Below are 11,143 nucleotides of genomic sequence, written 5' to 3'. Positions count from 1 at the left end.
AGACGTTCAAGTCGTTAGACCCAATGGAGCAATATGTACGCTCTACATATTTTTTACGTTGCCTACTTATGATTAGATAGTATCTCTCTACTTTTAAAGTTTATTGTTTATGCTTTCATTATAGCACATCTCTTACAAACTTTCATTGAAAGCCGTCGAACGAAGGACGGGGCTTTAAACCCAAAATTTTCGGTAACTAATGTCAATGGCGGAAATATTGCCATCAATGGTGCTAACTTCGACATGTCAGCCAGTGAGTTACAAGCTGGATTGACCTCAGGAGAATCGATACCAGATGCAGTAGCTGGCAATATAACTATTAACGCCAAAGGCAATACCAATCTCAGTGACAGGAGTTTGATTGCTAATGATGTAGAAACTGGAGCGATTGGCAATGGCGGTTTCATAGAGCTAACCACTAGCGCCCTTACCATCACTGGTGGCTCAAGAATTCAAACCATTACCAATAGCAATGGGGCATCAGGAGATATTGAGATTAATGCCAATGGTGCCATTGAGATCTCCGGTTTTACTGAAGATGGTTTATTTAGCGGGATTCTAACTCGTTCCGCTGTTGACACTAGTGGCCCGGGAGGCAACATTACCATTAATAATTCCCAAGGGTCACTGAATCTAGCGAATCGGGGATTTATCGGTACAGTTACCAATAGTAGTAGTAATGGCGGTGCGATCGCACTCCATCTCAATAACTTAGTCCTTGACACTGGTGGACAGATTATCACCGCTACCACCAACCTAGGTAATGCTGGGGATATCACGATTAAGGCTAGCGAAAGTGTCACTATCTCTGGGGAAAGTCGGGATTTTCTCCCTAATCCTTTGTTGGAATTAGAAACCTTTGACCTAAATGCTCTGGAGTTTATTACTGAACCCAATCCCAACGTGGCGGAATCTGGACCTGGAGGAATTCCCTATGTTTCCATTGAACGGACTCCAGAACAGATTATTAATGGCACCACCGTATTGGGTGCAGCAGAAAATCAAATCGATTACTTCTCCTTCAGCATCACCACTCTTCACAGTCGAGCTATTTTCGACATCGACAATGGCTTTACAGGGGGAGACGGCAACGTAGATACCAAGATTTTCCTGTTTAATCAAGGCACAGGAGAATTATTAGAGGTCAATGAGGATTCTTTGACCGCTGATGGTGCCGGTGGAAGTTTACAAGTCTTTGGCAGTTTCACCACAGACTCCTTAATTGATACCACTATTACTGAGCCAGGGGTTTACTTAATCGGAGTCGGTGCCTTCCCCTCTGATGTTAGTAATAATGAATTGATCGAGGGCGCAACACCAGAAGTGGGGGACACTTACACCCTGCAAGTGTCTCTAGAAAACCTTGGCACAGAGGGAGTCTCGTTACCGGAAGACCGTTTCAATCCAGCTAACTTTAATCCTAATGTGGAAGCCAGGAGCGGCTTATTTTCAGAATCGATCGGCACAGGGGATGGTGGCAGCTTAACGATTAATACTGACAAATTGATACTGAACAATGGTGGTAGAATCTCCACCGATACCTTTGATGCTGGTGCTGGTGGCAATATTACCTTCAATGTCGGCTCATTGCTGGAAGTGAATGGATCAAGCTTAATCTCAAGCATTGTCCGGGGTAAGGGAAATGGGGGCAACCTCGTGATTGATACCAAAAAATTCCAGCTGAACGGGGGTATTGTAATTACCGAGACCTTGAGCTCCGGTAATGCTGGTCAGATTACCATGACTGCAAACGAATCTATGATGCTTTCAAGTACCGTTGAAGAGCGTGGGCGCATCGATAGCAACGCCACACTTGAAGCAACTGGCCAGCTTGGGAGGGTGGTTGTTGACACTCCAGTTTTGCAGTTGCGTGATGGCGCTCAAATTCGCTCCATTAATCGGGGTAATGGGGATGGGGACAGTGTAATAGTTAGAGCTAACTTAGTCGAAGCCATTGGTAGCTCACCTGATCGTCTTCTATTTGCCAGCGGCTTTTATACATCTACACAGGGCTCCGGGGATGGGGGCAATTTAACCATTGAAACTCAGCATTTGCTTGTCAGTGATCAAGCAAGATTTTCCTCTTCTACCCGTGGAGCTGGGGATGCTGGCACTATTACCATTCGGGCCAAGGCTGGTAATCTCGACATTACCGCTGAGTCGATTGTATTAGATCAATTAGGGAGCCTTTCTGCTGAAGTCAGTGCTGGGGAGCAGGGCAATATTATCCTGGATTCCCAGCTAATCCTAATGCGCGATCGCAGTAATATCAGTACCAATGCCGAAAATGCTGCCACTGGCGGTAATATTACTATTGATACTGACTTGCTAGTTGCCCTAGAAAATAGCGATATCACGGCCAATGCTGAAGATAGCTTTGGCGGACGAGTGATTATCAATAGACATCTCCAGAAACTCGGTTTTGACCCAGGCAGTGCAAGGGTTTGAGGTTAATTTTTGGAGATGTCTAATGCCTTAGGCATTTTTGGCACTGAATTTCGAGAACAAAAAACCCCAGATAGTGATATTACCGCTTCTTCCCAACTGGGAGCTTCCTTTAGCGGTACTGTGGAAATTAATGCACCTGACCCCGACCCTAGCGCTGCATTATTCCAGCTACCGGAAAATTTTGTTAATCCCAAACTGCTAGTTGCCACTGGTTGCGGTACCGATCTCGGCAATCAATTTACCCAATTTGGGCGGGGTGGCTTACCCACAGACCCCACTAAACCTCTTGTGGGTGAAACCCTGTGGATGGATTTACGGCCATTACCTCGCCACAGAACTCGCCGCCGGAAAAATCCTGATCATGCTGCTAAGCCCAATGCAGTTAACTCACGTCGGTCTAGAATTATTGAAGCTAATCGATGGATTCTTAATAAGGACGGAGTGGTAGAGTTAGTGCCTGATTCACCTCAGTCGAGTCCGTTCATTTCCTGGTTTGAACCTTATTATTGCGTAAGGTAACAGAAATGGGGCAATAACTCTACTTTTCTCTAGTTTTAGGGTTCCTTAATCATTCACCCTAATAATTATCATCTCATTGCTATTTCTAGACCAATACAATAAGTGTTACAAATAGTTAACCAGTATAATATCTGTCAGTAGTTTTTCTATAATTAAATTATAGAACCCTATCACATTGAGTAGCATCTGACTACAGCACTGACTAAACCACTGACTACAATAAATTATTCACTCAACGTCTTCAAGGTCAGGGATTATAGCTTCCAGCGAACCTCAGTATCTTACCCATCTTCCCTATCTTTACCAGACAAGGGCAACCCTTAATTTATTTTCTGGAAGTACTTAAATTCCATGTCTTCGAGCCCCCATTTGAATAATTTGAAGAGACGAGGAAAAACTAATCATGGCTTACAAAAAGATTCTGGTAGCAATGGACCGCTCATCCCAAGCAGAAGCAGTGTTTGAACAGGCTTTAGACCTAGCCGAAAAGGAACAGAGTACTCTGATGCTAGTACACTGCCTTAACTGGGAACCTCAGGAAATGATGACTCCTTACGTAGGTCTTGGCACCATAGCCGATGTAGACGTGTATGGTAGTATCCGAAAGGTTCAGCAAGAAAATCTCCAAAAACACCTTGAGGAAAACAAAGGGTGGCTAAGGAGTTATGCTCAACAGGCAAATGCTGATGGTATCGCTGCCGAAGTATCTTGTCAATTGGCAGATCCGGGTCTAGGAATTTGTGATCTAGCCCAAAAGTGGGGTGCGGATTTAATTGTTCTAGGTCGTCGAGGGCTTGGGGGTTTAAAAGAAATGGTGCTGGGTAGTGTGAGTAACTATGTTGTTCACCATGCTCCTTGCTCAGTGTTGGTAGTTCAAGGGGTAGCAACCCCAAGCATTGAGTTAAGCACTACAGCCACTCCAGTAACTAGAGATACAAAGTAGACATAGACACCCTTGACATTCTAAGGCTTTAGGGATTATGCATTTTTTACATAGATGGCTCAAATAGACTGATTAATCACTAATCATTCTTACTATCACCAGTGGTCTAGTCTCTTTTTGAGAACAGGACTTAGGCAATAACTCTACTAGTAGGGTGCGTTAATAACGCACCCTACTAGTTATAGGTTTTGGAGTCCAGTTTTGTGTAAGTTGTGGGAGTTATTTTGCCGGGAATTTCGCAACAACTGTGGCTTGTTGATGTTAGTTTGCTTGTATAGCAATCCGTGTAGGAATTGTGAGAATTTTGATCCGAAGTTCCCTGTTCCCTTTTCTATATTCATACTTAGGCATTTTTGTCAAGGCTAAGGTCATAATTAGATCTACAGAAGGCCACTTGCCATCAGAAGAAGTATCTATGATGCGGGGATATATTTGGCATTTTGGCAGTTATTTTACTTCGGCTGGGAATATTATATAAGTTTACCGTTTAATTTAGGGTTTTTAGTGTTTAACTAAGGCAGAGAGGTCGGTGGGAATCGAACTGAAAGTGGTTAGCATGGAAATTTCGTCAGGGGGAGTAACATCATCATTGTTAACGCCCACTTTATTAAAACCGTCCTTGACTTATATCAGGTCATGGTCGGAACTTCGACCCAGCTAAAATTTGCCATCACCTTCTGTGAAGCATCTGGCTCATACTTGATCCGAGCTACAGGAAATGATCCGACCCTTAAATCTAATCCAACTCATAATCCTCAAGGGATTGAGCAAAGTTCACCCTGTGCGATTGAGCTTTGCTCACGCTGTGGGAGCGCATCTGGACATAGCTTCCTGATTGTACTCAAAGAAGCATACCCAATCAACTTATTGAATCCTATCCAGCAGTGCCCAGAAGTCTGCCCTATCCATTCTTCCACCCCCCCAATCCGGTAAAGGAAATTGTAGCTGAAACCGAACAAGGGCGTAGCATCAAAGGGGTTATGGATGGGTTTTGACCACAAGGAGTAAAAGGTGCTGAGCAGGTCAAGACACCCAAGGATTTCCTGAGCCAGATCGGCAACAAGCTCTAGTACCAAGTCCAATTAATTACTGTCAAATTAATTACTGCCAAAATAGTCCCTGTATTGTTGAGAATCGATATAGCGGTTTTTAGCCTCATGAGGTACACATATTTTTTTACCTTTTCCCTCTTCTGACTTTACTGCTCCCTACTCCCTGCTCCCTGCTCCCTGCTCCCTAAAACCCAAAAAATTGTACCTTACTAGCTTAAAAAGCGCTATAATATGGGTAATAAGGGAATGGGTGACGGATGATTCTCAACTAGATTAGAAACGATAACGACCCCTTACATTACCCGTAATTAGTACACCTGACCATAAATTTGTGACCAGTTCTTTTGAAGATGAGGGTGTAAAGGGGTGAGGGGGTGATTTGTAGCGATCAGTTATTTCCTTGCCCGTTGCAGCAGAGAAGGGAAATATTAGTATAGATAAATATATGACTATTTTACCCAGCTTTTCTAGCCTATAGCAACTGCCAGAAAAATTATGTAAACTAAAATACAACTGCCAGAGAATTTATGTAAACTAAAATACAAAATTATGGGGAGCTAACCCAAATCATGAAAATTAACAAAAACTCATCCCCTTTTTTATATCTATAAAAAAAATCAATCATTTCTGGCTTATACTTAATCATTTCTGATTTATGTTTAAAAAACCTCTGTGTTGTATATAAAATAAAGTTAAGAAAGATGACCTCCTAAGAGGAAAATTGTCTAAACTAGTAGTATCAGCCCCGATAGAGTAGATAGCTCAATGAAGGGGAGCAATCAATGGCTAGGCTAGAGTTAAGACAATGGCATATTCGTGAACGTTATCATTAGGTAACGTTGAGAGTAGGTGAAGTTGTCTGCCTAAGAGGCTAAGCCTTGAGGTAATGCTAGTTCAGAAACTGCCACAACTTCAGGTGCTTCATCGGACTTTTCACAATCCCATTGAGGCAGAAAACCATTACTACTCCCCTTGGAAGTCAACCTCAGGAGAAGGATCATATGGTCACCACTGCTCCAGAAAAAGCCCCAACATCTGCCAAAGACAAAGCCTTCGTCCTCTGGTTTGAGCAAGTTGGGATTGCCGATATCCCCCTAGTGGGGGGAAAAAATGCCTCTTTGGGGGAAATGATCCGACAACTTACACCAGTAGGAGTTAGAGTACCCAGTGGCTTCGCTACCACAGCCTATGCCTATCGATATTTTATTGAGAAAGCTGGGTTAGAAGCTAAGCTACGCCAGGCATTCTTGGATCTGGATGTGGAAGATGTCAATAACTTGCGGCAACGGGGGATACAAGCGAGAAGCTTAATTCTCAATACCCCATTCCCAGAAGAACTAGCCAATGCGATCGCGCAAGGCTACCAACAACTATGCCAACGCTATGGGAATGATCCCCAGGAATTCTGTGAGCAGTTTGAGCCAGAGGATCGGGACACTTGCCTACAGTCAAATTACAATACAGATGTAGCAGTTCGTTCCAGTGCCACCGCTGAGGACTTACCTGATGCTAGCTTTGCTGGTCAACAGGAAACCTATCTCAACGTCCACGGAGTAAAAGGGGTTTTAGAAGCCTGTCACAAATGCTTTGCTTCCCTTTTTACCAACCGCGCCATCTCCTATCGAACTGTTAAAGGTTTTGACCATTTTGATGTCGCTATCTCTGTCGGTGTGCAGAAAATGGTGCGCTCAGACCTAGCGTCATCTGGTGTGATGTTCTCCATTGACACCGAAACCGGATTTAAAAATGCGGCTTTAGTAACGGCGGCTTACGGTTTGGGTGAAAACGTTGTCCAAGGAGCAGTCAATCCTGATGAATACCTGGTGTTCAAGCCGACTCTCCAAGAGGGGTATCGCCCTATCCTAGACAAACGTCTAGGCAGCAAAGAAGTCAAAATGGTCTATGATGACGGCGGTAAACTGACGAAAAATATCTCAGTTCCGCCATCAGAACGGGGAAAATACGCGATCAATGATGAGGAAATTCTCACCCTAACCAAGTGGGCTAGCATCATTGAAGACCACTATTCCCAGGTGCGGGGTAGCTACACCCCCATGGACATTGAGTGGGCTAAAGACGGGAAAACCGGTGAACTCTTTATTGTTCAAGCCCGTCCGGAAACTGTACAATCCCAGAAATCTGCCAATGTTATTTGTCATTATCAACTCAAAGGCGATGTAGAGACATTGCAAGCAACGCCTGTGCTAGCCACCGGTCGCGCTGTCGGTGAAATGATTGGTCAAGGCAAAGCAAGGGTAATTCTGGATGTTAACAAGATTGACCGTTTCCAAGCCAAAGAGGTCTTGGTCACGGACAAGACAGATCCGGATTGGGAACCTATCATGAAGAGAGCGAGTGCTATCGTAACTAACCAAGGAGGTCGCACTTGTCACGCTGCCATCATTGCCCGTGAGATGGGTATCCCCGCGATTGTGGGTTGTGGCAATGCCACTAACCAATTGAAGACAGGCCAACCAGTGACAGTTTCCTGTGCAGAAGGAGATGAAGGCAAGGTTTATCAAGGGTTGCTGCCCTTTGAGGTGCAAGAAACCCCCCTTGACAACCTACCGCGCACCCGCACCAAAATCATGATGAATGTGGGGAACCCAGAGAAAGCCTTTAGTCTGTCTTTTCTTCCCTGCGATGGGGTGGGGTTAGCCCGGTTTGAGTTCATCATTGCCAATCACATTAAGGCACACCCGATGGCGTTGATTCACTTCGATAAACTCGAAGATCCATCGGTCAAGGAAGAAATTGCTCAGCTGACAGCATTGTATGAGCATAAACCTGACTTCTTTGTGGATAAACTAGCCAACGGGATTAGCATCATTGCTGCTGCTTTCTATCCCAAACCAGTTATCGTCAGGATGTCAGATTTCAAGAGTAACGAATACGCCAATCTCTTGGGGGGTCAACAGTTTGAACCCAGGGAAGAGAACCCGATGCTAGGATGGCGAGGGGCGTCTCGTTACTGTGATGAAATCTACCGGGAAGCCTATGGTTTGGAATGTAAGGCACTCAAACGGGTACGGGATGAGATGGGACTCACAAACGTTATCCCCATGATTCCCTTCTGTCGCACCCCTGATGAAGGTCGCCGGGTGCTGGCGGAAATGGAAAAACATGGCTTGAAGCGAGGAGACAATGGGTTACAAGTCTATGTGATGTGTGAAATCCCCAGTAACGTCATCCTAGCCGACGAGTATAGCCAAATCTTTGACGGCTTCTCCATTGGTTCTAATGACCTGACTCAATTAACCCTAGGCTTAGACCGTGACTCTGCGTTAGTTGCCCATATCTTTGACGAACGCAACGAAGCAGTGAAACAGATGGTGCGGATGGTGATAGAAAAAGCCAAGAAAAATGGTCGCAAGATTGGTATCTGTGGTCAAGCACCAAGTGACTATCCCGAATTTGCCTGCTTCCTAGTGGAGTTAGGAATTGATTCGATCAGCTTGAACCCTGACTCGGTACTCAAGACACTTCTGGATATCGCCAAGGTAGAAGGAGTAAATTAGTGTCCCGGTGTTAGGTGTTAAGAGTGTTAGGTATTAAGAAATCTACATTACACCTAACCAAATACCTCAATCTTTTCCCCCATAGAGATGACTGGAATCTTGTCGCATTTAGGGGCAAGTTGCAGCTAGCTTCTAGGTTCAAAACGCCAACGATGCCGAGTTTGGTGCTTGATGTCGCCGAGTTCTTGATCAACAATCCCAGATCATCTTGGAGGAAGGATGAGTTAATAGCAAGAAATTCTCATGTAATTTCAAATCAAAAATTACATTACAAAACTTTAAGATACGCCAGGGGCGAGGGTGATTAACTGGTCCGAAACCATAGAAAACCCTTGGCTAACCATAAACTTGACGTTTCATCAAGAGTTGTTTGTTTAAGAAATATAAAATAGGAGGAATTGGGGATGATAGCTCCAGAGAAATATAAATAAAATCTAAAGATTAGAAAATAAATCAAGAATGGGTAATTAAATAGAACAAATTCCACCATTTTTGATTTTTCAAAATTTATCAAATGTAGATGAGCTGAAATCACTAGTTTTATTGCTGTCAGCTCAAGGATAAAACCATGCTAGCCACAACTATGGGAGAAACCACCCCTTGTGGTATGGCTAATCAGGCTGTCTTCAATGGCACAGCCTAGGGTAAACAGGATCCACAGACAGCAGTTGAACTAGTGCAAGTAGGCCATAGGTATAAAAGGGTGCATTTTTAGACAATTTTTTTTCGAACCATACTATAAAGGGTGTTGACATGCTAACAACAATTAACGAAACCATCAAACCAACCTTTGCCGTAGTCTGGCAAACGCTCTCATCTGTGCTCGTTGGGATTGCCCATAATCTCCAAGCTATAAAAACCAGGTTTTCAGGCATCTTTTTTAATGAGGTCAACCTAGATGTGATATCTGAGGAAGACAATTGTGAACCCAACCCAGTCATAAAGGTATCAATGTTGACTAATGCTGGCTTGGGCAGTGTGCCGTACTACTGCTTCTTTTGGAAAGGTTGAACCAGTGCAAGTAGGCCATGGGTATTAAAGGGTGCATTTTTAGACAATTTTTTTTTCAATCTATACTATAAAGGGTGTTGACATGCTAACAACAATTAACGAAACCATCAAACCAACCTTTGCCGTAGTCTGGCAAACGCTGTTATCTGTGCTCGTTGGGATTGCCCATAATTTCCAAGCTATCAAAAGCCTGGTTTCAGGCATCTTCTTTAACCAGGCCAACCTAGATGTGATATCTGAGGAAGACAATTGTGAACCCAACCCAGTCATAAAGGTATCAATTTTGACTAATGCTGGCTTGGGGAGTGTACCGTACTACTGCTTCTTGTGGGAAGAACGTAGATTGTACTGATTCCACCTAGTCCAGGCTGGCAGAAATAAGTCACCACTTTCATCTACAAAGGTCGGAGCTGGTCCTACACGCTTATTTCCGTGTCCCCTGTACTAGTACTAAGTTTCCTTGACAGTATACTACATTAAACCAATTAACGAGAATCCCTGCCTTCTGAAGGTAGGGATTCTCGTTAATTGGTGGATGAATTGCACATCAATTTCATCTGGCCATCTCCCGATCTGGCCATCCTCACTTGGGTAGGTTTTTTACCTAGCAGGGCGAGTACGTACTGGCATTGGGAATAAATTTCGCAAAATATGTGGGATTTTCTACCAGAATTTCCACCGATTACCGACCCATCTCCCCATATTCCCCGACTGGTCGGGGTAATGGACCGGTCCGAAATACAGATTACCCATTACCGATTAGCCATTACCCATTACCGATTAGCCATTACCCATTACCTATTACCTATTACCTATTACCTATTACCTATTACCTATTACCTATTACCTATTACCTATCTCCAAAGTAAAAAACCTACCCTTGTCAGATCTGGCCATCTCCCGATCTGGCCATCTGCATCTGTAGTGCTACTTTGAAGACTTGCTATAGCTTGGATAGCGCCATAGCTGATTAGGCGGTAAGCTGAGAAGGAGCTGTTGGTTTAACCAACAGTGTGTTAACTGTGGTCTACGGATTGGTCTACGGATTTGAAAACTGCGATCAAACGGCATTAACCCTTTCAGTCATGGACCAATTACTAAATCTCAGCAAACTTGATCAAATCTGGTTTTTACTGAGTCTTCAGATTGGTCAAGCTCACCTCTGTTGGTACGCTTTCACGCTTGTCGGGAAACCCGACCGGGGTCGCACCGCAAATGGTAAACGCTATCAAGGTCACGATACCCTGGGGTGCGAGCCAGCTTCAGGCTCTATCGCTTCTGATTAAACAGGTGATGAATTAAATTAGTGAAGCCAGTGTCAGGAGGTGGCAAACTAGAAGAAATGGATTTAACAAATCCGGGGAGGCAAGAGTGGTTTCGTCTCTGGGACGAAATTCCCCATTCTTCAAAAAGGTGGGGATGGATACTCCCCCTCAAGAGTTGTCAAAGCGTGTTATTTGGCACTAATTTAGTATTGGTTGTTGACCCGCCTGACTGTCTCGGAACAGATCACCGTTCGTAGCGGTAAGACGCTTGGTACAAAAAGAGCAGAGTTCAGGGAAGACTCTTGCCCCAGCTGGTTGACCATTGTTGTCATACCAAGGTGAGAGTGGCGAGTTGAGTTTAGGACTGTGGGACACGGTTCTGAGCCT

10 protein-coding genes and 1 pseudogene are annotated in these 11,143 nt (G+C 44.2%); 9 read left to right on the top strand and 2 right to left on the bottom strand.

Translation table 11 applies throughout. The features are described 5' to 3' along the window. Positions 1-243 precede the first annotated feature (243 nt). From F6K38_RS07720 to F6K38_RS07705, 4 genes and pseudogenes are all read left to right on the top strand, one after another. The gene (locus F6K38_RS07720) at positions 244-2,448 is read left to right on the top strand and encodes a pre-peptidase C-terminal domain-containing protein (protein WP_008186960.1); all 2,205 of its coding nucleotides are present in this window, start codon (positions 244-246) and stop codon (positions 2,446-2,448) included. Between the two features lie 15 nt (positions 2,449-2,463). Beyond that, positions 2,464-2,967, top strand: a complete 504-nt coding sequence (locus F6K38_RS07715; protein ID WP_008186961.1) for an S-layer family protein — start codon at positions 2,464-2,466, stop codon at positions 2,965-2,967. A 403-nt stretch (positions 2,968-3,370) separates the two neighbouring features. Continuing rightward, positions 3,371-3,910: a universal stress protein gene (locus tag F6K38_RS07710; protein ID WP_008186964.1), complete on the top strand. Its 540-nt coding sequence runs from the start codon at positions 3,371-3,373 to the stop codon at positions 3,908-3,910. Positions 3,911-4,445: 535 nt separating this feature from the next. After that, positions 4,446-4,980: pseudogene (locus F6K38_RS07705) on the top strand (adenosine-specific kinase). 845 nt (positions 4,981-5,825) lie between these two features. Here F6K38_RS07705 and F6K38_RS07700 read toward each other — a convergent pair. Beyond that, on the bottom strand, positions 5,826-5,963 hold the full coding sequence (locus F6K38_RS07700) for a hypothetical protein (protein WP_008186969.1): 138 nt from the start codon (positions 5,961-5,963) through the stop codon (positions 5,826-5,828). On the opposite strand from F6K38_RS07700, the gene ppsA reads away from it, so the two are divergent. From ppsA to F6K38_RS07675, 5 genes are all read left to right on the top strand, one after another. Then, entirely contained in the window at positions 5,964-8,480 is a 2,517-nt protein-coding gene (ppsA, locus tag F6K38_RS07695; RefSeq protein WP_008186971.1) for a phosphoenolpyruvate synthase, read from the top strand. It begins immediately after the preceding gene. Positions 8,481-9,233: 753 nt separating this feature from the next. Continuing rightward, positions 9,234-9,491 (top strand): hypothetical protein, encoded by a 258-nt coding sequence (locus F6K38_RS07690; protein WP_008186976.1) that lies wholly within the window; start codon positions 9,234-9,236, stop codon positions 9,489-9,491. Positions 9,492-9,573: 82 nt separating this feature from the next. Continuing rightward, positions 9,574-9,843 carry a hypothetical protein gene (locus tag F6K38_RS07685; RefSeq protein WP_008186977.1) on the top strand — a complete coding sequence of 90 codons (270 nt, stop codon included), beginning with the start codon at positions 9,574-9,576 and terminating at the stop codon, positions 9,841-9,843. Positions 9,844-10,142: 299 nt separating this feature from the next. Next, the gene (locus F6K38_RS07680) at positions 10,143-10,427 is read left to right on the top strand and encodes a hypothetical protein (RefSeq protein WP_008186979.1); all 285 of its coding nucleotides are present in this window, start codon (positions 10,143-10,145) and stop codon (positions 10,425-10,427) included. Positions 10,428-10,513: 86 nt separating this feature from the next. Further along, positions 10,514-10,777, top strand: a complete 264-nt coding sequence (locus F6K38_RS07675; RefSeq protein ID WP_131827261.1) for a hypothetical protein — start codon at positions 10,514-10,516, stop codon at positions 10,775-10,777. A gap of 177 nt (positions 10,778-10,954) precedes the next feature. Here F6K38_RS07675 and F6K38_RS07670 read toward each other — a convergent pair whose 3' ends face one another. Then, entirely contained in the window at positions 10,955-11,131 is a 177-nt protein-coding gene (locus F6K38_RS07670; RefSeq protein ID WP_154659857.1) for a hypothetical protein, read from the bottom strand. Positions 11,132-11,143 lie beyond the last annotated feature (12 nt).

The sequence above is a fragment of the Moorena sp. SIO3B2 genome (assembly GCF_010692525.1).
GTDB classification, from domain to species: domain Bacteria; phylum Cyanobacteriota; class Cyanobacteriia; order Cyanobacteriales; family Coleofasciculaceae; genus Moorena; species Moorena producens.
The sequence above is the reverse complement of the archived record's forward strand: the minus strand, read 5'-3'. Positions and strand labels throughout refer to the sequence as shown.